The following is a 20,091-nucleotide window of genomic DNA, read 5'->3' on the forward strand; positions in this document are numbered from 1 at the left end:
ACCTAAACACCGCATAAATCGTTGTTTGCACATATGCAGTCATAGGAAAAGGTGTCCCGCTCCTTTTGGGACACCTTCGCTTTTCACATAACGCCATTCATCCGCCCGACCTACAATGCAGCGGCCTTTTTTATTTTTCCCCCTGCGGCGACGGCTGCTGTTTCATATACGCGAGCACGTCAAGATCGATTTTCCCTTTTTCCAGTTCGCGTTCCTCAAAGTTTTCTGTATGTATATACACAGTCAGCGCCTCATAAAGCGCCTCGCTGTCCGCGGCGCGCTCTTTCGGCAAGTAGCCGAGCCGGATCAAGTGGGCGGCCGCCTCTTCCTTGACCGCACCTTCAACCACAGCCACTTTTTCGGGGCGCGGTTTCTCAAAATAAAGCTGGCGCAGCTCATACAGGCGAATGAGCTCCTCGATCGGCCGCGGGTGGTCGTCAACGCGCAAATCGATATAGCGGTCATTGTACCCGCCATAACCGCCCCTTTCTTTCACAACGAGCAAGGCAGCCGATTGCTGCCCGCGGCGGTCGCCCCCCGCCGCCTGGCCGGCCCGAAGCGCCTTTAACAGTCGCTCGGCGAGCGGCCCTTTTGTCTGCTCGAATGTTCTTCCCATCGCCAGCACCGTTTCCTCCCCGGCTAAAAGGTTGCCTTGCGCTGCATAGTTCGGCCCGGTGATGCCGCCCGCCCACGGATAACATTTTTCTCCGGTGAACGTCGCCGCTTTCCCTTTGGCGTCAACGATGCCGACTTGGCGCAAATCGCGCTCACTGTCATCGGCAACGAGCAACTCAAGCGTTTCTTGCGCCGATTTCCCTTTTGCCATCCATTCGAGGCCGCGCGGTCCGTACGACGTGTTGGCGTACGATTGCGTCGCCAACGCTCCGACACCCGCTTTCGCCCACGGAACAACCGCACCAACGCCTAAAAATTTCGATTGAACAGCGATTCCAAGCTCCTCGGTCGCCGGATCGAACGCGACGATCGAAAACGTCGCCACAAGATCTTTTGGAATATGAATCATGTCTTTGTCCCTCCACGCAGTTCCCATTTTTCCTCTCTTTGTATAACTTCTCCCCGCCCCTCTCATCCTCCTGCCTCTCTCACCACAAAAATGGCGGGGGACAGCTGCTCTCAAGCCGCCTCCCCCGCGCCGCCCATTATCCGTCTAGCACCATGTTGCCCCAACGATAATGAGCAAAATAAACAAGACGACGATTAACACAAAGCCGTGGCCGTAGCCGCCATAACCCGGGTAGCCGAAGCCATAGCCGCCCCAGCCCCAGCCGCCATAAAAGCCATATGGCATATTCGTCACCTCCTCGCTAGCAAGTAGGGTTCGTTAGTACACCCAACCACCGATACATGCGCATCCGACAATAATCAACAAGATGAACAGAACGACGATCAACGCGAATCCGCCGCCGTAAGCTGCACCCATTTGCCAGCACCTCCTTCGCTTTTGTACTAGTAGACTATTCAGAAGCCGAGGAAATGGTTAGATGTTTCGGAAAAAATGGGTATTTGCCAAAACGAAAAAAAAACGGTCCATCCGCGGACCGATGTTATGCTCCGAGCGAGCTTCGCTTCCATTTTTTCCGCCCTGACGCCTGCTTGATTTGAACAGCGGAAAACAACATAAGCGCCGCCCAGATGCAGCTAAACGCATAAAAATGCGCTTTCGTAAACGGCTCGCCGAACAAAAAGACGCCAAGGAGAAGGCTGATCGTCGGGGAAATGTATTGCAAAAAACCAAGTGTTGCCATCGACACACGCTTCGCCCCTTTGGCGAAATACAAAAGCGGCACGGCCGTCGCTGGCCCAGCTCCAGCCAACAGCGCCCATTGCCACCATTCGGCCGTCTTGACGAGGGCTGGCATTTCGTTGTACACCCATAATAAGTAAACGGCTGAAAGCGGCATGACGGCCATTGTTTCAAGCGTCAAACCAATGGACGAGTCAACGTTGGCCAGTTTTTTCACTAAGCCGTAAAATCCGAATGTCAACGCGAGCGATATGGCGACCCACGGAAACACGCCATATTCCACCGTCATCGTCGCCACGCCGGCGGCGGCAAGAAAAACAGCGGCCCACTGCCCAACGCTCAACCGCTCGCGCAATACGATCGTCCCAAGCGCCACGCTGACAAGCGGGTTGATATAATAGCCAAGACTCGTTTCAACGACATGATGATGATTCACCGCCCATATGTAGACAAACCAATTGGCGCTGATGAGCACGGCAGCAACGGCGATCCCCCTTGCCTTAGCCGGCTTACAGCGCATCGTCTGAAGCTCCCGTCGGAAGGCGCCAAGCTGCCCAGTCGCTGCCAAAAGAATGGCCATAAACACGAACGACCAAACGATGCGGTGCGCCAAAATCTCAAGCGCCGGGCGCGCCTCTAGCAGCTTCCAGTAAAGCGGCAATACCCCCCACAGCAAGTACGAAGCAACAGTATACAAGATGCCTTGCTTTTCTTCGCTCCAATGCCCCACGTCGTCTTCTCCTTTTCCATGATCATTTCTGTTCCATTATACCGCCGTCGCTTCACTTTATCCATCGAAACACTCACCCGCATCGCTCGACGCGGTTGCCCAATGGAGAAGGGGCGCAGCCGACTACGAGCACCCGCCCCCCTTCGCGGCCCGTTTGACCGCTGCCCTTTCTTATTTTTTCGCTCATCAAGCGACACAGGCACAGCCAACAATAATCAGTAAAATGAACAGGACAATGACGACCGTATAACCGCTGTTGACAAAACCGCTCACGGCGGGGCACCTCCTTCATCGATTCACAGGGCCATCATATGCGCCCGCCCGCCCAAACGGCCAGGCGAATGCCCAAATTTCTATAAAATTGGTGAAAAACGCATTTTCTTCAAAAAGATAGGTCAACAAACGAACGGAAGAGCCGTTGATCCATTGGCGAAAGCTCCTTGCTGGAGCGTTTTCTCCGTTACATCACCGACCTTCTAGAAAAACGCCTATTTTTCTTTCGTCCCTGTCTCTCCCCACCAGCCTTTTCGCTTAAAATAGAGGGCGATGAGCATCGCAACAGTTGCCATGAGCAACAAGGCAAACGGGTAGCCGTATCTCCATTTCAGCTCTGGCATAAACGCAAAATTCATGCCATATACACCGGCAATAAACGTCATCGGCAAAAATATGACGCTCACCAATGTCAATGTCTTCATAATAACGTTCATATGATCGGATTTGAGCGACAGTTGCAAATCGAAAATGGCGGACAATGATTCCTTAAACGCGTCGAGCGCAGCGGGCACGCGCGAGAATCGCGACGCCACTTCCTCGATATACGGATTCGTCTCTTGGTTGATATACGGCAAATCAGCGTGACGAATCATTTTGATCGCTTCTTCCTGCGCCTCGGCGATTTGGCGCAGCTCATGAAGGTGTGTTTTCATCCGATAAATCTCGCGTCCGATTTCGTTGGCAAACGGGGTCGCAAACACTTGCCGTTCAAGCATCTGAATGCGGTCAGCGATCTGATCGATGACTTGCAAAAAACGGATGGCGGCCAAGTCTAAAAAGTGATACAGCACATACCCAGGATACAGCGCCTGACCGCGATGGTTCAACAAACGTTCTTTCACATGATCAACAAACGGATCGTTTTCATCCATATAGCTGATCATATATTGGCTGCCGGCCAGCAAACGAACGTTTACGGTCCGGCCGGACGGACGAACGATAAACAACGATAAGAAGAAACATCCTTCGTATTCGTCAAACGTGGGAATATCTGTCCCGTTCATCAGCCGCTGTTGGGCGAGAGGGTGAATGGACAGCGAAGAAAGAAGCTGCTCCAAATCCGGCTTGGCGGCGGCGGTGAAATGAAGCCAACACGACTGGCTGCCCGCTGGCGCATGGCGTTTGTACGTTCCGTCAACCGTCAAACGAAAGTTCTTCTCGATCACCATAGACTGACGTCCTTTCCGTGCAATCGATTTTACTTGTATTGTTTGCTGTTTGCCGCAAAACTACTCCCCTCCCGCCGCCAAAAACAAGCCAGCGGCAACGGTTTAGCCGCATCCGCTCGCTGTTGGCGACAAGCCACTTCTCCCGACTGCAAAGCGTCACATCCCGACAAGTCATTCGCTGTCTAGGCGCCTCGCCGCGTCCGCCCGCCAATGCGTCCAAAGCCAGTCATCGCACTGCTTCCGGTTCCACATGGACGTGCGTCGCCCGAATGTTATGCCGGTTTCGCATCAAACGTTCGACTTCATCAGCGATTTCATGGCTTTTTGCCACCGTCAAATGCGAGTCAACGCGGATCGTCACTTCCAGCACAATGTCGTTGCCTAACATGCGCGCTTTAATGTCAGCGACATCGCGCACGCCGCTCACCGCTGCAATTTCGTCTTTATAAACGGCGAGCTGCTGTTCATCAAAACCGTCGGTGAGCGTATGCGCCGTCTCCATAAACACCTCCCACGCCGTCCTGCCAATCATCGCCCCGATCACAAGCGCCGCCAGCGGATCAAGCCATGGCCACCCAAGCCGCGCGCCGGCGATGCCAATGGCGGCGCCAATGCTCACCAGCGCATCCGATAAATTGTCTTTCGCCACGGCCGCCAGCGCCATGCTGTTCGTCCGCCGCGCCAGCCGACGATTGATGGCATAAACGCCAATCATAACGGCCGCCGAGGCGAGCGCAACCACAGCCGCTAAAACATCAGGAGCCGCTGCCTTTTCTTTGCCGAACAGCGAGCGGACGCCGCTTGTGATCACATCAATGCCAATGGACATCATCAAAAAAGCAGCCAACAGCGAGGAGATGTTTTCCGCCCGCGAATGTCCGTACGGGTGGTTGCAATCACGTGGTTTTTTCGCGATTTTCATGCCAATATAGACTGCCGAGGAAGCGATAATATCACTCAAATTATTCCAACCGTCCGCTTCCACCGCATCCGAGCCGAACACCCCCCCAGCCAACAGCTTGCCGGCCGAAAGGAGAAGATAGACGAAAATGCTCAGCAATGCGCCCGCCTCGGCTCCTTGTTTTCGATCCACTTTCTTCACCAACCTAGCCATCTCATTTTTGCACGTATCAGTGTACCAGCTTGAAGCCGGTTGGGTCTACAGCAAGAAAATTTCCTCTTTTCACAAGAATAGGGACAAGCAAATTTTTTTGTCTAAAGGCAAAATTGAGCGCATTTGCGTATGATAAACCAAGTCGAAACAAAAAAGGAGAGGAACAGATGTCTGCATATTTAGACTGGTTGGCGGACATGGGGATTGATGGCGCTCACCCAGGTGGTTTTGAGTTAACAAAACAAATCTTACGTAAACTTAAGATCGACCGTTCGACATCCGTGCTTGACGTCGGCTGCGGAACCGGACAGACGGCGGCTTATATCGCCGAACAGTACGGGGCCAACGTCACCGCCATCGATATCCACCCGACGATGATCGACAAGGCGAAACAGCGTTTTGCCGCCAAGGCGGTCTCGGTCTGTTTGCATCGCGCCTCGGTCGAAGCGCTCCCGTTTTCCTCGGGGACGTTTGACCTCGCGCTTTCTGAATCGGTGCTTGCTTTCGTTTCATTGCCAAACGCGCTTGCCGAAATCCGCCGCGTGCTCAAAAACGACGGCTTATTTGTCGGCATTGAAGCGTGTCATGAGCGGCTGACCACCGCCGAGCAAAAGCAAATCGCCGCCTTTTACGGCTTCCGTCAGCTCATGACGCCAGCGGAGTGGAAAGAAGTGCTCGAACAAAGCGGCTTTGGCTGCCGCCAGTTTTCCTACGCGGCTGCGGCCGAAGCGCCAAGCCTTGGAGGATCCATCGTCATTGCCCTTCCGCCGACACCGGAGATGGCGAGCATGTGGCAGATGCACCAACAGTTGACAACTCAATTCGGCGACCGTCTTGGCTATTGCGTCTTTTGCTGCGAACCATAACCGGCAAGAAAAACGGCGTCCTCGACAAGGCGCCGTTTTCATACTTTTTTTACTACTTTGAAATATTCTTCGAGCGTCAAGCCGCGCTTTTTGATCACTGCGGCCGCCTTCCGCCCGACATAGCGGAGATGCCACGGCTCATACTTGTAGCCCGTCACCGCTTCCTTTCCTTTCGGGTAGCGGATGATGAATCCGTACTCGTGCGCATGGGCGGCTACCCATTGCCCTTCTTTTGTCGCCCCGAACGATTCGGTCAGCTGACAGCCGGCCGAGCGGCTGCTGATATCAACCGCCAGCCCTGTCTGATGCTCGCTCTGCCCTGGGTGAGCGACCGCTTGAACCGCTTTTTCCCTCCCCTTTTGCCGCACTTCTTCCGCAAAAATCACCTGCTGCCGCTCGTATGAACGATAAGCGGACACGGCCACCAGCTCAATGCCATCGCGGCGTGCGGCGGCAAACATCTCCTCAAGCGCCGCGGCCGCTTCGGCCCGCATATGCCGCTTTTCCGCGTTCGGGTCAGCACACAAAAACGGCACGTGCGGCACGACCAAGTCCGCCGGCTTATAGCCAGGCGGGAGCGACTGTTCTTTATTGACGAGCACCAAAATATTGTCAGGGTTTTGAATCACTTTTTGTCCGTTTTGCACCTTGACGATGTTCCAATATTTCGCCTCAAGCTGCAAATCGGGATCGACGGGGCTCTCGCTCGTTTTCCCTTGTTGTTGATGAGCGCTTGGGTGCACCGCGCTTTCCGGCGGCTGGCCGGACGGGCCGGCCGCGCCGTTGCTGCTGATCTCCCCTGTTTGGCAGCCGGCGAGCAGCAGGCACACCAACAGCGCCGCTTGCCATCGCTGGTTCATGTTCCTTCTCCTTTTCTGTTTTCCCAGGCCCAAGCGCCCGGCATCCCAATCACGCGCCATTGCGGATCGCCGCTTCAAGCGCCACTTCAATCATCTCGTTAAACGTCATTTGCCGCTCCTCAGCCGTCGTTTCTTCTCCGGTGAGAATATGGTCGCTGACCGTCAGCACCGACAGCGCCCGGCAACCGAATTTCGCCGCCAGCGTATAAAGCGCCGCCGTTTCCATTTCGACAGCCAATACACCGTAGCGCGCCCACGTTTCCCAATTCGGTTCATCATTGTAAAACATGTCGGCGGTGAACACATTGCCGACTTTTAGCGCCAGCCCTTTTTCCACCCCTACTTCATACGCCGTCCGCAGCAGATGGAAATCGGCGGTTGGCGCATAATCACGGCCGCGGAAAATGAGCCGGTTCATGTTGGAATCGGTCGACGCGCTCATCGCCAAAATGACGTCGCGGACGCGCACATCCGGCTGAATCGCTCCGCACGTTCCGACGCGGATGAGCGTCTTGACGCCGTAGCTTTGGATCAGTTCGTTCACATAAATCGAAATGGACGGCACGCCCATGCCGGTCCCTTGCACGGAAATGCGCTCCCCCTTATACGTCCCGGTAAATCCGAGCATGCCGCGCACTTTGTTGTAGCATACCGCTCCTTCCAGAAACGTTTCGGCAATGTATTTGGCGCGCAGCGGATCACCCGGCAGCAAAATGCGCTCTGCGATCTCCCCTGCCTTCGCTCCGATATGTACGCTCAATGGGATTCCTCCTTTGGTTTGAACGATCGTTGTCGGGCCATGCCCTCGTCTATCATATCATATGTTTGCGGAAAATGGCAGTCTTCCTTCGAGTAGTCGAGGCGGCGAACGGGCATACTATGTGTGCCTGCCCGAGGAGAAAGGAGGAAAAGACCGATGAAAAAGAAACTCGAACAAGCGGTGGAATACGCCAACAAAACCAATCCATCGTCCAAATCAAACAATCAGCCGTCCACATCGAAAAAGGAAAAGACCAAATTCTAACATCACTCCGAAAGAAGTCTCCCACTTCGAAACGTGAAGGTGCACGAGCGCCCGTCTCCGTCAATGTGGGAGATGAATTTGGCCGGCAATCGCCGTCGGATCGAATCACATGTTGTTCAAACGGGCGCCTTCGAAACGAAGGAAAGCGGAAAGGGTCCTTGTGCGGCTTGTCGTTTGGCACATAGGCAAATCGCTGAAAGCTCCCCCTATGCACTCGCGTAGGTGGGTGAGTCGTTTGCGGGGGAGCCGCTCTCTTTTATGATGTTTTGGATCGGCGGTAATCGCTGCGATGACGGCGCGCCAAATACCGCTCATTGATATACAGCACCTTTTTGTCTTTGCTGCGCGTATATTTTTTCTCGCGCTCGCGCCGCCTAGCGACAAGCCAACAGGAAAACAAATACAGCGGAAAGACGAGCTGCATCGCGCCGGCAAAGACATACCAAAAACCGTTGATATCGGCCAAATCGCGCAAGTACACGTCGATGCCGCTGAGCCGATAGTACATGCCAGCAACGATGGCAGCGATGATGACGACGTTGACCGCATGGAGAAGGGGCACGCTTCTCCAGCGGAACAAGAATCGCTCAACTTGCCCTTTGACCCAAAGCAATGCCGCAATCGAGACGACGCACACAAGCAGCGACAGCGCCAGTGCGGCCATCGTTTCGCCCCCTTCCCTCTTTTCTCCTGCGCCCGCCGCATGATGCCGCCTGCAAACATTTTCCGTCGATGAACCGCCGCCAGACCGCATACACTAAAACGACGACAACGGTTCAAGGAGGGAAAACGATGGGCAAAAAACACCGCAACCGCATTAACGGGCAGAAAAAGAACAACCATATTCCAAAAGAAGCATTGATCGCTGAAGACGAGGCGCATGCCAAAGAATATTCCGCCGCCGGCGGCCGGAAAAACGGTCCAGGCCATCATGACAATCCCGAATCGTGACAAACCGCAGAAACCCTTGTGCGATACAAGGGTTTCTATCGCGGTTCCGACGGCTCGGATTCGTCCCAAGCAAGCGTGACGACTTTTGTATATTCCCCGCGTTCCATTTCCTCTTTTGTCGCTCTTTCATTCAGCTCCTCATCGTCGTCGATGCCCGGGGCCACCGTCGGCATGTCGCGCCGCCGTTCGCCATATTCCATCAAGTCCGCCCCCTTTCCTTTCTTATCTGTTCCCGAAACAAGGGGGGCTTTATTCATATTATATCATCTCTAGCTCTTGCTGGCGACTATATTTTTGAATATTCCGTCAACAAATGAGCTGACGTTCCACTTGTTTCCATCCGTCTGGACAAAGGCGATCGTACGTCTGTCCTTTCCGCCCTTCATCGATCAGCACAACATCCCCAGTCCGCATAAACCGAGCTTGACAGTTTTTCGGCATCAGATCGGCGACATTCAACATCCGATACAACACCGCCAGCACTTCATCATGTCCGGCCGCCGTCACCGTCATGCGGCACACTTGCCGGTAGCTTTTCGTTCCCCCAAAGCGCGGTGTTTGAAAAACGACCGCCTCATATGCACGTTTTGTCATCCACATTCGTTTCCCCCATAAACGAACCATTGTTTTCCTTTCCCTTCTCCCAATAAATCGGCCCTCCGCGTCCCATACTATGATTGATGTCGAATTCGAGCGTGAATCGTCTTCGAAGCCGAGGAAAATGTGTATTGTACTTATTTGGTGATTTGGTGTGTCGATTCCTTCAGCAAACGAGCACTCTTTTTGTCGAAACAATCGCGGTCTTCTGACAAACGTCTACAAATGATGCAAAGGAGAGACAGCCTGATGCCGACTCGCCTGCTCGCTTGGCTGCGCCATCCCCTTCAGTATGCCTACCGCTCCTTTTTGTACCGCCATCCGGTCCGCCTCGCCGATGACGGCCTGCTTCGCCGGATGGCTGCCCGCACAACGGTCCCGACTGACGGACCGCTCAGCGCGGAAGAAAAGGGCATTGTTGCCGCCATTCGACGGAAAACGGCGGAACATAACCGCAACAACGTGACGCGCACCGCCGCCTACTTAGCGTTTTTTGAGCGCCATCGGGAAATTCATTGGGCGTTTTTAGCCCATCTCGTCTCGCGCAACGGTGGTTGGAACATGACGGATTTGCGCGGCGGCCTTCTTCCGTTTTTGCTGCCGGAACAAATCATTGCACCCCTTTTTTTGTTTTTGGAGCGCGCCAATGCCCTCATTTTTCATGATGCCTATCCGCAGCTTCTGCTGTACGAAGAAAGCAAACGGAGGGAGACGCCGCTGTTTCATTTGTTGCCAGCGCTAGCGGTGTCTTCGTTTATGAAGCCGATGTGGGAACATTTTTGGGAAACGGGGAATGCCGCGCTTCTTACGGTTGCTCTGATCATCAACGAACAGCAGTACATCCAGCTTCGCGTCATCGAACATCCGTTTTTCCGCACCCGCGTGCTGTCAAGCTGGCCGTTTCTTGTCGAGCAATGGCTCGGGTTCAACGATGTGCTCATCCCATATGCCAAAGGCCGCCGCGTAGCGCTTGCCGGAACGACGGTGCGCGATTTCGCCGACGTCCACCACCGCATCGATATCGGCAAAACGCTGTACAGTCTGCTGCTGTTTGACGCCCGGCTGTTTCGCGGCGCCTGCCGCTTTGCCTGTTGCGTCCCCCACAGCGGCTCACGCGCCGACTTCTGGCCGCAATCGTTCGCTGAAACGCCTGATGGGCGCCGCTTTTACAGCCCCCGCCTTGAGGAAGCTTGGCCGGATCTTGCGCACCCGTTCCACGATCATCGCGATTGGTTCACCGATGAGGCGATCATGCAGGCGCTTGAAACGCTCCCGCTTCCAGCCTCGAGCGACATGACCAGCCGCTACGAGCGGCATTTGTCCATGATGAAAACAGCCGCCATCGCGGCGGCCCAATCAACTTCATCATAAAACGACGAGGACTACTCCCCGTCGATGTCAATCTCTTCATCAATGATGCATTTTTCAAGCAAATAGTCAAACGTAATATCCGCGAGCTCCTCAAGCTCCTCTTGCGTTGGCACAAAGCCGCGGCGGATGAGTTCTTGGTAAAAAAACTCAGCGATTTCTTCCGTATCGATAATCACTTCAATTTCCTTCACCGCATCTCGCCCCCTTTGTAATGTTGTATGTCGCCGCCTTCCGTTTTATGTCAAAAATCATGTTGTACTATTTTTTCCGTCTCCCCCATACATATGTACCAACCAAACAAAAAACACGGAGGCGGACAAAATGGACAAATTCACTGCGATCGATAAAATGATGGAAACAGTTGTCAATGGATTGGGCGCGATCGTCCTATTCGCCGGCATTCCTTATTTTCTTTTTATTCTTTATCAATTTCTATCCTGGTGATCGGCGATTGCCCGCAAACGTTTTACAACTGTTTCCATCATCCGTTGGTACTGTTCATCGCCGAACCATTCATATAACGCTTTATAATCGTTGTACATGTCAAGGAGCTCGTCGACCGACGGCCCTTTCTCTCCGCTGTCGGCCGGCGGCAATAGAAGCGACGCTTTCACCGGCGCGGCGATGACAATATCTTGCACGAGCGTAACAGACGTCTCGTCTCCGTCGGCAAGCGGAATGATGTCTTCCAGATGGACTTCAATCTCCCAACCATCCATCAGCCGTTTCAATTCGTAAATCGTCTCTTCCCATCCTTCCCCGTAGTAGCGGTAAATTTCTGTCCGCACCCCGACAATTTTGAACAAATGGCCGCCATAATCGCGGACGCGGACAATTTCACCGAGAAAAAACGGCAGCTCAATTTCAATCTCTTCCGCGATCCATAAATCACCCGCAAACTCAGACAATAAAATGAGCGCTTGCTCGGCAAACAAACTATGGCCATGGTTGATTTCGTATAAAAACGCACCGTCAATCTGCTGAATATCGGTGATCGTTCCGACCGTTCCGTACAATGTATTGACGACGATGTCGCCGACGGAAAATTTCGGGCGTTTCGGCGCGCTCATTGGCATCTCCACCCTTTGAAACAAATAGTTAGTATAGTATATGCATGCCAAGAAGGGTGGACACCTGCAACCGCGCGGAAAAAAGTTATTTCTGTAGATGAGCAAATTCGCTAACATAAATTGACAATCAAACAAAAAAGGAGGCATGAACCGGACTCCTTGGTTAGAATAGATGTGCTACCAACTACCCACAAGGAGGTTCATGTCCCATGAATAGATTAGCACATCACCAAGGAATCTACAAGTTTTTCTTCACTTTGGGGTTGACGCTGCAACTTTCCAAACCGGTCTTGAAGCATCTCGTTCACATTGTCGATGCCTTGACCACCAAGGGATTTTCGGGAACGTTGACCGATGTCCATCACTGTGGCAATGACCAGGGCGTCTTTGGCGTCGTGTTTCGTCGGCAGGTTGTCATCAAGTTCTTTCGACCGGCACACATACGCCGGGTTGACCATGACCAACGGGATCCCGTGCTCCTCGAGGAAGTAGGCCAGGTTCAACCAGTAGTGCCCGGTCGGCTCCACCGCGACGATCACCTGTGACTTCCCGAACGCTTGCATCGCCCCCTGAATCGCTTCATACAGCTGTTGAAACCCCTCTTTCGACTGGAAGATCGGGAACGACTTGCGAAGCACACGCCCCCGGTCATCCACGAAGCAGGCGTAGTGGGTTCGTTTCGCGATATCGATGCCCACGACAAGCGTTTGTTGTGTGAGTAAAATATTTGTGGGTGACATTCCGAAATGATCCCCGACGAGGGTTGCGAACTTTTTTCGCGACGCTCGTCGGGGCCACCAAGCGAAGCGCGGTAGAACAAGCAAAGGTCATGCAAAAAGGACTCTCTCCCTGCTATGATGGTGATTGTCAACATCAACCGAAAACAGGAGGGAAAGAGTCCATGAAACATCTTACCACAGAATGGCCTTTATTAAAAGAGTTGGAGGAACATGTAAATTAGTACATTACCTGAATCCGTGACAGAAGTGCATCAAAAATGCTGGGAAACCCAATCGTGTCGAGACTTCGACTCCATTTCGAATGTTCACCTATTAGGTGAAGAACCCCGAGTGCAATATTTTGTTGATTGATCCAGTTTTCTTGGCAGCTTTGAACGCGTCTTTATCACGGATTCAGGCATTATTTCAGAATCACTTTTTCAAATTATTTCAGATGGATTCTGAAATAATGTGCAAAATCTACTCTCATTGGTATAGTGACCATCGGATTGTAAACAAGCTGTAGCAATTCTATAAATGCACCTTGAAAAGTTAACCTTTGCATCACGCTGCACACCCCAAGCGTCGAAGCACCTCTTCCGGTTGTTGATCTATATATTCCATAAACCGGGCAATGGCTTGGTCAATATCCATTTGATGGTGAAACGGTATTGGGCGGTGGTGCTGCTCTCCTGCGTGTACAGCATCGCCGAATCCCGACAAACCCTTTCCGCTGGACTGGAGCTTCTTCGATCGCGGAAAGGCCACAGCGTCGTCGAGTTCATTGATGACGCCGCGAAGCAAGATATTCCCATTGATGTGATCAAAAAACAGCTCCATGTGGCCTAAGGGGTATCCTGTTTGTCTCTTAGAACATGGAAATTATTGTAATTAAAAATGCTCATCTACAGTTATTTGAAAGCGCTCCCAATTTATGAAATGGGAACGCCCCCTTCGTTACGCTTCATGCAAAAATTGCTCCCATAGCTCATCAAACACAACCATACTTTCCAAATAGTCACCGTTAAGCTCCAAATAGCCGCTCAGTTCTTCATAGTCCGTCGACCCTTTTGGAAAGCTGTGGTCTTCATACGCTCCGTTCGCAAACCGGACGACCGGATCTTCCTGGTGTCCATGGCGGAAGCGCAGCAAGTAACGGTAGAATGACTTTGCCATGTCCCCCATCCTCTTCCTTTCCTTTTGTTGCTATTATAATGAGCTTTTAGCTGTTTGTGAAGCCTTTTTTTCGCCGCTTGTATTCCCATCGTACGCGTCGGGTTGGCTTTTCATGCCAAAAAAGCGCGTCAAACGGCGCAATAGGGGTTCAATCCGCTTTTCTCGTCAGAGCATAGGCAGGCCAAGTCCACCGTCTGATCATGCGCTTCGCTTCTCGCCAAGGCTTGCGATGCGCCATCGTGGCGTCCCATCTGAAACCGCATGGCGCCTCCCATGCCTCCCGCTTCGCTAGGTCTTGTCCTCGGTGAGCGCACATACAAAAAGCCGCCATCTTCCGGCGGCATCGTTCATGATACGACTCCGGCTTGCGGAGCCGGGGCAAATTCGATTTCAAACCCAAGATCCTCAAGCATTTGATAATCGGCTGACTTTTCTTGCCCGGCGGTCGTCAAATAGTCGCCGACAAAAATCGAGTTGGCGGCATACAGGCCAAGCGGCTGAAGTGAGCGCAAATTCACTTCCCGCCCGCCGGCGATGCGGATTTCTTTGGTTGGATTCATATAGCGAAAAAGGGCCAGCACCTTCAAACAGTAACGTGGGTTTAATTCGTTCGTGCCAGCCAGCGGCGTGCCGTCGATCGCATGCAAAAAGTTGATGGGAATGGAGTCGGCGTCAAGCGCCCGCAAACTGCGTGCCATATCGACGACATCCTGCTTCGTTTCTTTCATGCCGATGATGACGCCGGAACAAGGCGAAAGACCGGCTTCTTTCACCGTTTCCACCGTCCGCACCCGATCGTCGTATGTATGGGACGTCGTAATGTTCGGATGGTGCTGCTTCGACGTGTTGATGTTATGATTGTAGCGATCCACCCCCGCCTCTTTCAGCCGCGCCGCCTGCTCCGGCTTTAAGATCCCAAGGCAGGCGCACACTTTCAGCCCGAACCGCTCTTTAATTTCCTTGACCGCGGACACAACGGTGTCGATCTCTTTATCGCTCGGCCCGCGGCCGCTGGCGACGATGCAGTACGTCCCAATGCGCAAACGGTGTGCTTCTTCCGCGCCGCGCAACAACGTCTCTTTGTCGACCATTTTATACGTTTTCACCGGCGCCGTCGATACGGCGGACTGCGAACAGTAGCCGCAGTTTTCCGGACAGAGGCCGGATTTGGCGTTGATGATCATGTTCAGCTTCACTTTGTTTCCATAATAGGCGGAGCGAATCCGGTACGCCCCTTGCAGCAAAAGGAGCAACTCCTCGTCCGCACAATCCAATATCGCCAATGCTTCCTCATCGGTCAGCTCGTGGCCTCCCAACACTTGCTCGGCCAACACCAGCCAGTTTGCCATCTCTCCTCTCCCCTTTCCATATCATTACATTTATCGTAACGGACCAGCCGCATATTTGTCAACTATATTTTCATTTCAGTTTACTTTTTAATCCGTCCTCAGGCAGACAGCAAAAAAACAGGCCCCCGTTTGAAGGGGCCTGCCCTCGGTTCCTCACCTAATGCGTCAATTTCTCGACGATATCGCGGGCGATCCAGACGCCGCAGGCGCTCGCCTGCGCAAGGCCGCGCGTAATGCCGGCGCCGTCGCCGCCGACATACAACCCGGCGATTTCGGTTTCAAAGCGGTCGTTCAGTTTCGGACGCGCCGAATAAAACTTCGCTTCCACCCCATAAAAGAGCGTATGCTCAGAGGCAAGCCCCGGAGTAACATGGTTGAGCGCTTCCGTCATTTCGATCAAGCTTTTCATCGTGTTGTACGGCAAAACGAGGCCTAAATCGCCCGGCACCGCCTCTTTTAGCGTTGGTTCAATAAATCCTTCTTTAATCCGCTTTTCCGTCGACCGCCGTCCTTTTAAAATGTCGCCGTATTTTTGCACGATGATGCCGCCGTTGGACAACGCGTTCGCCAGCCGGGAAATTTCATGGGCATACTCGTTCGGCTTGTCAAACGGATCGGAAAACTTATGTGAAACAAGAAGGGCAAAGTTCGTGTTGTTGCTGCCGAGCTTTGGATCTTTGTACGCATGGCCGTTGGCGAGCATGATGCCGGAATGGTTTTCGACGACGACATGTCCGGACGGGTTGCTGCAAAACGTGCGCACTTTCGTCCCAACCGACGTGTTGAAAATGAATTTCCCTTCATACAGATGTTCGTTAATTTCTTGCATGACGATGTTCGATGTTTCCACGCGCACTCCGATGTCAACCTGATTGTTGATCATCCGCAAACGGCGCTTGCGCAAGATTTTGCTCAGCCAAACCGAGCCATCGCGCCCCGGAGCGATGACGACTTTTTCCGCTGTCAACGTTTCGCCGTTTTTCAGCACAACGCCTTTCACTCGATGGCCGCTCTCCGTCCGCTCGGTCACGATATCATCCACTTCCGTTGTAAAGCGCATCGCAATCCGCTCGCGCAAATATTCAAAAATGCTTTTCAAAATTTCCAAATTTTGCTCTGTACCCAAATGGCGGACGTACGCGCGCAATAGCTTCAGCCCGGCCGCATAGGCGCGCCGCTCGATCTCTTTCACTTTATCGGTCATCGGGTCGGTGATGGATGTCGTCGCTCCGTGCTTCAAGTTGATCTCATCGACATAGCGGATGAGCTCAAGTACGGTCGAAGCCGGCAAATAGTCGGTCATCCAGCCGCCGAATTCGCTCGTGATATTGAATTTGCCGTCCGAATACGCCCCCGCTCCGCCGAATCCATTCGTGATCGAACAGGCCGGCACGCAGCCGGCATAGTCTTTTTTGCCGGCCGGCGGCGGACACTTTTCAATTTTTTTTTGCAAAATCGGACAATTGCGTTTATAGATATCGTGCCCTTTATCGATTAAGAGCACGTTCGCTCCAGGGAGTTTGAGCGTTAGTTCGTAGCAAGTGAAAATGCCGGCCGGCCCGGCGCCGACCACGATCACATCGTAATGATTGTTCATGATCCATCCCCCATTTCCCATGTTCCATTCGAAAGTATACGGAACATTTGGCAGTTCGTCAAGGAAAAACACGAACTTTCTTACCGAATATAACGAAAAACGTTCGATATAATAGAGAGTTGTATAAAGCCAAAAAAATTGGTATGGTGGTAGAGAATGAATAGCGGGGAGGGAAAGGGATGCGTTTTTTCGTGAAACATTTTCTAAACGGCATGCTGACGATCGTGCCAATTTTACTCGCCGTCTATATGTGCTACAAAGTGTTCACCGTTTTGGATGGACTGCTTGGCCAATACGTCCGTCCGTATTTGGATGGCCGCTACATTCCCGGCCTAGGCCTACTGGCGACTGTCGCGCTCATTGCCGTCTGCGGTTGGCTGTCAACGCAATACGTAAGCGGCCGCCTCATTCGATTGATCGACCGGTTGCTTGAAAGCATTCCCTTGATGAAAACGGTTTATTCCGTCGCCAAAGATACAATCGCTTCCTTCGTCGGAGAAAAACGATCGTTTTCGCAAGTTGTGCTCGTTACAATGCCAGAAAGCGGCTGGAAATGCCTCGGCTTCATGACGATGGAGGATGTCGGCGCTTGGCACGATCCTCTCGCCGACTACGTCGCCGTCTATATCCCGCAGACGTTTCAAGTCGCCGGGTTCACCCTGCTCGTCCCAAAAGATCAAGTGGAAGTCGTCGACATCTCGCCGGAAGAGGCGATGAAATTCATCCTCTCCGGCGGTGTGGCCGTCCGAAAGCAAAAGCGGCTGCCCCAATGACAGGGCAGCCGTTCGCATGGCCATCCAAAACGCGCCTGGCCGTCAAAAGTATCGCTTTTTCCAAAAGATATACGCCGTCGCCGCTGACAGTGAACCGGCGAGCGCCATCGCGATCAAAAAGGCGTACGGAGAGTGTTGGTACGGAATCGGTACGTTCATGCCATAGAAACTCGCCACCATCGTCGGCAGCGAAATGACGATCGTAATGGCCGTCAAAAACTTCATCACAATGTTTAAGTTGTTTGAGATGACCGAAGCAAACGCGTCCATCATGCCGCTTAAAATGCTGCTGTATACTTCGGCCATTTCAATCGCCTGCTTGTTTTCAATAATGACGTCCTGCAGCAAATCTTGGTCATCTTCGTACATGCGCAAATAGTTGAGGCGCATAAGCCGCTCCATGACGATGTTGTTTGCTTTGAGCGACGTCATGAAATACACCAAGCTTTTTTCCATGCTGAGAAGCGAAAACAGCTCCTTGTTTTTCATCGACTGGTGCAATTCTTTTTCGATTTCGCTCGTCCGCCGATTGATTTGCTTCAAGTAGCGCAAATAATACGTGGAAATCATGTACAGCATTTGCAACGCAAACCGCGTCTTCATAAACGTGTAAAAGTTTTTGATTTTGTTTTTGGAGAATTCTTCGAAAATCGGATTCTCCTGCAAACAAACCGTAATAAAACACGTGTTCGTAATGATCATGCCGATCGGAATCGTCTCGTAAATCGGGCCGTCCACTTCATCATGGGCGACAATCGGAATGTCGACGATAATGAGCACATGGTTGTCTTCCTTTTCGACGCGCGACCGCTCCTCGTCATCCAACGCGTCTTTGATCGAATCGATCGGAATGTCCAAATGGTGGGCGATGTAGCGAATTTCGTCTTCCGTCGGGGCAACGAGATTGATCCAGCAGCCATTTTCAATATGATCGATTTCGCGCATTTTGCCGCTGGCATCGGACAAATACATTTTCATCATCTGGCATCCTTCCTCCTTTTCACGCGAGGAAGGCGGCGCCTCTTCCTTTCCGACCGGAGCCCGTTTTCGTATGATGAGCAGCCGGCAAGAAAAGGAACAGGCCGCGTTCCCCGCTATATTCCGGTTCCGGTTCGTTCGGGCTTGAACTACTCATATACGAAAACGCCACTCCTTTCGAAAAAGATGTCCCTCAAGTAATAATAGCGCGGACCGGCCCGTTTGTATAGTAGGTGCCATAAAAAAAGCAGCCTACTGGCTACTTTATTCACAAAACAGCGCGATGTTCAACCATCGCCCGCTCGATTCGGCTTTTTTATTCGCTCGATGGCGTCGTGTTGAAAAAATCAGGCGCTTGTTTGCCGGTTTGTTGTCGTTCCGAGCGGCGCGGATGTTTTTCGCTGTTTTTCCCCATCACCCCGTCGGATTCGTAACTTGGTGCAAATGGCAGCTTTTTATTCATCCCCCTCACCTCCTTCGCTTTTACTGTTTGTCGCCAGCCGCCATTTTACTCGAACGAATGAAGGCAAGGAGCCGCCACTTTATGGAAAGCGTTTTATCCTAAAATTGTCAGCCAATGTTCACACAATCGTTTTACCGGCGCCGTCCATTCACTTATAATAAACAAGTGAGGAGGGGAAGCCATGAATATCATGATTACAAAAAAAGCGTTTGATTGGTACAAGCGGGAGCTCGGGCTGAAGCCGGGCGATGCGATCCGCTTTTTTGCCCGCTACGGCGGGTGCAGCACCGTGCAAAAAGGGTTTTCGCTTGGCATGGCCAAAGACGAACTGGTCGACAAGCCGGCGGCGCAGACGACAGTTGATGGCATCACCTTTTTTATTGAAGAGAGCGACCAATGGTATTTCGATGGACGTGATTTGACTGTGGATTTGGACGAAAAAAGCGATGAGCCGGTTTTTCTCGTCCATTGAATGCCCCGCGGCGATTGAAAAAGCTAGCCTTGGCGCTCGCTTTTTCGAATAATGGCGATCGTGCAGCGGGAGATGCAGACGAGCTCCCCTTGTTCGTCCGTAATGCGCACATCCCACACCATCGTCGTCCGGCCGCGGTGCAACACCGTCCCTGTCGCCGTCACCGTCCCGCGGCGAACGGCGCGAACGTGATTGGCATTGATTTCCAATCCAACGACGTTTTCCGTGTTGGGGTCCACAAGCGCGTACGCGCCGATGCTGGCGACCGTCTCCGCTAAGGCGACTGAGGCGCCGCCATGCAGCAGCCCAGCCGGCTGGTGCGTGCGCCAGTCGACCGGCATCGTCGCGACGACGCGGCCTTCGCCAATCTCAACCATTTCGATGCCGAGCGTATCGATCAACGTATGTTTCGACATTTCCTTCACAACGGCCAAATCGATCATCATTCCTTCTTCCCCCGTTTCGTGAATCGTTCCAGTTCAAACAGCCGTCCTTCCTGCTGCAAAATGCGCGTTTGCGTCTCACCGAGCAAATCGAAATGCGGAAACTCACCGCGCCGGTCGATCCACTCTTCCCTCAGCCCGTACTTCCGCCCCCAAGCGGCAAGTTTTTCGACATCGGCGCAGCCGACTTTCGTCACTGTCGTGCAATGCGGAAACCGTTCGTCATACCAATAGTGGGTCAAAAAGGCGATTTCACCGCGCTTCACTTTCTCTTTCCATGCTGCGAGCTCATGTCGGCGGATGCCAAACGCCATCGCACCGCTCCCCT

Annotated in this window: 26 protein-coding genes and 3 pseudogenes; 7 read left to right on the forward strand and 22 right to left on the reverse strand. The window is 52.8% G+C overall.

Annotated elements, in window-relative coordinates:
• Window positions 1-130: 130 nt before the first annotated feature.
• The 7 genes from B9L19_RS10465 to B9L19_RS10495 all read right to left on the reverse strand — a co-directional run bounded on the left by B9L19_RS10465 (window position 131) and on the right by B9L19_RS10495 (window position 5,045).
• Window positions 131-1,024: a DUF1028 domain-containing protein gene (locus B9L19_RS10465; protein WP_089113936.1), complete on the reverse strand. Its 894-nt coding sequence runs from the start codon at window positions 1,022-1,024 to the stop codon at window positions 131-133.
• A 144-nt stretch (window positions 1,025-1,168) separates the two neighbouring features.
• Window positions 1,169-1,309, reverse strand: coding sequence for a YjcZ family sporulation protein (locus tag B9L19_RS10470; RefSeq protein WP_082131190.1), 141 nt, complete (start codon window positions 1,307-1,309; stop codon window positions 1,169-1,171).
• Window positions 1,310-1,342: 33 nt separating this feature from the next.
• Window positions 1,343-1,441 carry a YjcZ family sporulation protein gene (locus B9L19_RS10475; RefSeq protein ID WP_011231081.1) on the reverse strand — a complete coding sequence of 33 codons (99 nt, stop codon included), beginning with the start codon at window positions 1,439-1,441 and terminating at the stop codon, window positions 1,343-1,345.
• A gap of 124 nt (window positions 1,442-1,565) precedes the next feature.
• Window positions 1,566-2,495: an EamA family transporter RarD gene (gene rarD, locus B9L19_RS10480; protein WP_047753177.1), complete on the reverse strand. Its 930-nt coding sequence runs from the start codon at window positions 2,493-2,495 to the stop codon at window positions 1,566-1,568.
• A gap of 186 nt (window positions 2,496-2,681) precedes the next feature.
• Window positions 2,682-2,768: a YjcZ family sporulation protein gene (locus B9L19_RS10485; RefSeq protein ID WP_075261393.1), complete on the reverse strand. Its 87-nt coding sequence runs from the start codon at window positions 2,766-2,768 to the stop codon at window positions 2,682-2,684.
• A 215-nt stretch (window positions 2,769-2,983) separates the two neighbouring features.
• Entirely contained in the window at window positions 2,984-3,940 is a 957-nt protein-coding gene (corA, locus tag B9L19_RS10490; protein ID WP_025950294.1) for a magnesium/cobalt transporter CorA, read from the reverse strand.
• Between the two features lie 226 nt (window positions 3,941-4,166).
• Window positions 4,167-5,045 carry a cation diffusion facilitator family transporter gene (locus B9L19_RS10495; RefSeq protein WP_041470471.1) on the reverse strand — a complete coding sequence of 293 codons (879 nt, stop codon included), beginning with the start codon at window positions 5,043-5,045 and terminating at the stop codon, window positions 4,167-4,169.
• Window positions 5,046-5,221: 176 nt separating this feature from the next.
• Here B9L19_RS10495 and B9L19_RS10500 point away from each other — a divergent pair, with 176 nt between their 5' ends.
• Window positions 5,222-5,920, forward strand: coding sequence for a class I SAM-dependent methyltransferase (locus tag B9L19_RS10500; protein WP_025950296.1), 699 nt, complete (start codon window positions 5,222-5,224; stop codon window positions 5,918-5,920).
• A 38-nt stretch (window positions 5,921-5,958) separates the two neighbouring features.
• On the opposite strand, the gene B9L19_RS10505 is transcribed toward B9L19_RS10500, so the two are convergent.
• The 3 genes from B9L19_RS10505 to B9L19_RS10515 form a co-directional block, all read right to left on the reverse strand.
• The gene (locus B9L19_RS10505) at window positions 5,959-6,780 is read right to left on the reverse strand and encodes a M15 family metallopeptidase (RefSeq protein ID WP_047753179.1); all 822 of its coding nucleotides are present in this window, start codon (window positions 6,778-6,780) and stop codon (window positions 5,959-5,961) included.
• A gap of 49 nt (window positions 6,781-6,829) precedes the next feature.
• Window positions 6,830-7,540, reverse strand: a complete 711-nt coding sequence (gene deoD, locus B9L19_RS10510) for a purine-nucleoside phosphorylase (RefSeq protein WP_025950298.1) — start codon at window positions 7,538-7,540, stop codon at window positions 6,830-6,832.
• 520 nt (window positions 7,541-8,060) lie between these two features.
• A complete protein-coding gene (locus B9L19_RS10515) occupies window positions 8,061-8,468 on the reverse strand; it encodes a hypothetical protein (protein WP_047753180.1) in 408 nt (135 codons plus the stop codon).
• Window positions 8,469-8,596: 128 nt separating this feature from the next.
• Here B9L19_RS10515 and B9L19_RS19045 point away from each other — a divergent pair, with 128 nt between their 5' ends.
• Window positions 8,597-8,755, forward strand: coding sequence for a hypothetical protein (locus B9L19_RS19045; RefSeq protein WP_008879283.1), 159 nt, complete (start codon window positions 8,597-8,599; stop codon window positions 8,753-8,755).
• A 35-nt stretch (window positions 8,756-8,790) separates the two neighbouring features.
• Here the strand turns inward: B9L19_RS19045 and B9L19_RS19050 are convergent, their stop codons facing one another.
• Window positions 8,791-8,955: a hypothetical protein gene (locus tag B9L19_RS19050; RefSeq protein WP_167372777.1), complete on the reverse strand. Its 165-nt coding sequence runs from the start codon at window positions 8,953-8,955 to the stop codon at window positions 8,791-8,793.
• Between the two features lie 106 nt (window positions 8,956-9,061).
• Window positions 9,062-9,349 carry a hypothetical protein gene (locus tag B9L19_RS10520; protein WP_241771993.1) on the reverse strand — a complete coding sequence of 96 codons (288 nt, stop codon included), beginning with the start codon at window positions 9,347-9,349 and terminating at the stop codon, window positions 9,062-9,064.
• Between the two features lie 252 nt (window positions 9,350-9,601).
• On the opposite strand from B9L19_RS10520, the gene B9L19_RS10525 reads away from it, so the two are divergent.
• Complete coding sequence (locus B9L19_RS10525) at window positions 9,602-10,723, forward strand: DUF2515 domain-containing protein (protein WP_047753182.1); 1,122 nt, start codon at window positions 9,602-9,604, stop codon at window positions 10,721-10,723.
• 11 nt (window positions 10,724-10,734) lie between these two features.
• Here the strand turns inward: B9L19_RS10525 and B9L19_RS10530 are convergent, their stop codons facing one another.
• Together B9L19_RS10530 and B9L19_RS10535 are read right to left on the reverse strand one after the other, a co-directional pair.
• Entirely contained in the window at window positions 10,735-10,914 is a 180-nt protein-coding gene (locus tag B9L19_RS10530) for a YozD family protein (RefSeq protein WP_011231069.1), read from the reverse strand.
• Between the two features lie 234 nt (window positions 10,915-11,148).
• Entirely contained in the window at window positions 11,149-11,793 is a 645-nt protein-coding gene (locus tag B9L19_RS10535) for a hypothetical protein (protein ID WP_025950302.1), read from the reverse strand.
• Between the two features lie 209 nt (window positions 11,794-12,002).
• Between B9L19_RS10535 and B9L19_RS18710 the strand changes: the two are divergent.
• A pseudogene (locus B9L19_RS18710) lies at window positions 12,003-12,158 on the forward strand (IS701 family transposase); the annotation flags it as partial.
• Here the strand turns inward: B9L19_RS18710 and B9L19_RS10540 are convergent.
• Window positions 12,135-12,533: pseudogene (locus B9L19_RS10540) on the reverse strand (IS110 family transposase); the annotation flags it as partial. The pseudogenes B9L19_RS18710 and B9L19_RS10540 overlap by 24 nt on opposite strands.
• 639 nt (window positions 12,534-13,172) lie before the next feature.
• On the opposite strand from B9L19_RS10540, the pseudogene B9L19_RS10545 reads away from it, so the two are divergent.
• Window positions 13,173-13,361 (forward strand): annotated as a pseudogene (locus B9L19_RS10545) (IS701 family transposase); the annotation flags it as partial.
• 108 nt (window positions 13,362-13,469) lie between these two features.
• Here B9L19_RS10545 and B9L19_RS10550 read toward each other — a convergent pair.
• From B9L19_RS10550 to B9L19_RS10560, 3 genes are all read right to left on the reverse strand, one after another.
• A complete protein-coding gene (locus tag B9L19_RS10550) occupies window positions 13,470-13,688 on the reverse strand; it encodes a YozE family protein (RefSeq protein ID WP_011231067.1) in 219 nt (72 codons plus the stop codon).
• A gap of 347 nt (window positions 13,689-14,035) precedes the next feature.
• The gene (bioB, locus tag B9L19_RS10555) at window positions 14,036-15,037 is read right to left on the reverse strand and encodes a biotin synthase BioB (protein WP_047753183.1); all 1,002 of its coding nucleotides are present in this window, start codon (window positions 15,035-15,037) and stop codon (window positions 14,036-14,038) included.
• Window positions 15,038-15,194: 157 nt separating this feature from the next.
• Complete coding sequence (locus B9L19_RS10560) at window positions 15,195-16,634, reverse strand: NAD(P)/FAD-dependent oxidoreductase (protein ID WP_047753184.1); 1,440 nt, start codon at window positions 16,632-16,634, stop codon at window positions 15,195-15,197.
• Window positions 16,635-16,813: 179 nt separating this feature from the next.
• On the opposite strand from B9L19_RS10560, the gene B9L19_RS10565 reads away from it, so the two are divergent.
• On the forward strand, window positions 16,814-17,407 hold the full coding sequence (locus B9L19_RS10565) for a DUF502 domain-containing protein (RefSeq protein ID WP_047753185.1): 594 nt from the start codon (window positions 16,814-16,816) through the stop codon (window positions 17,405-17,407).
• A 42-nt stretch (window positions 17,408-17,449) separates the two neighbouring features.
• Here the strand turns inward: B9L19_RS10565 and B9L19_RS10570 are convergent, their stop codons facing one another.
• Both B9L19_RS10570 and B9L19_RS19055 read right to left on the reverse strand, forming a co-directional pair.
• Window positions 17,450-18,388 carry a magnesium transporter CorA family protein gene (locus B9L19_RS10570; protein ID WP_013145444.1) on the reverse strand — a complete coding sequence of 313 codons (939 nt, stop codon included), beginning with the start codon at window positions 18,386-18,388 and terminating at the stop codon, window positions 17,450-17,452.
• A gap of 313 nt (window positions 18,389-18,701) precedes the next feature.
• Window positions 18,702-18,848 carry a hypothetical protein gene (locus B9L19_RS19055; RefSeq protein WP_167372778.1) on the reverse strand — a complete coding sequence of 49 codons (147 nt, stop codon included), beginning with the start codon at window positions 18,846-18,848 and terminating at the stop codon, window positions 18,702-18,704.
• A 181-nt stretch (window positions 18,849-19,029) separates the two neighbouring features.
• Here B9L19_RS19055 and B9L19_RS10575 point away from each other — a divergent pair, with 181 nt between their 5' ends.
• Window positions 19,030-19,320, forward strand: a complete 291-nt coding sequence (locus tag B9L19_RS10575; protein WP_013523667.1) for a HesB/YadR/YfhF family protein — start codon at window positions 19,030-19,032, stop codon at window positions 19,318-19,320.
• 23 nt (window positions 19,321-19,343) lie between these two features.
• Here B9L19_RS10575 and B9L19_RS10580 read toward each other — a convergent pair whose 3' ends face one another.
• Together B9L19_RS10580 and B9L19_RS10585 are read right to left on the reverse strand one after the other, a co-directional pair.
• On the reverse strand, window positions 19,344-19,763 hold the full coding sequence (locus tag B9L19_RS10580; protein ID WP_047753203.1) for a PaaI family thioesterase: 420 nt from the start codon (window positions 19,761-19,763) through the stop codon (window positions 19,344-19,346).
• Window positions 19,763-20,077 (reverse strand): hypothetical protein, encoded by a 315-nt coding sequence (locus tag B9L19_RS10585; RefSeq protein WP_047753186.1) that lies wholly within the window; start codon window positions 20,075-20,077, stop codon window positions 19,763-19,765. The genes B9L19_RS10580 and B9L19_RS10585 overlap by 1 nt, the downstream gene beginning before the upstream one ends.
• Between the last annotated feature and the right edge of the window lie 14 nt (window positions 20,078-20,091).

Source organism: Geobacillus thermocatenulatus, assembly GCF_002217655.1.
Classification (GTDB): Bacteria; Bacillota; Bacilli; order Bacillales; family Anoxybacillaceae; genus Geobacillus; species Geobacillus thermocatenulatus.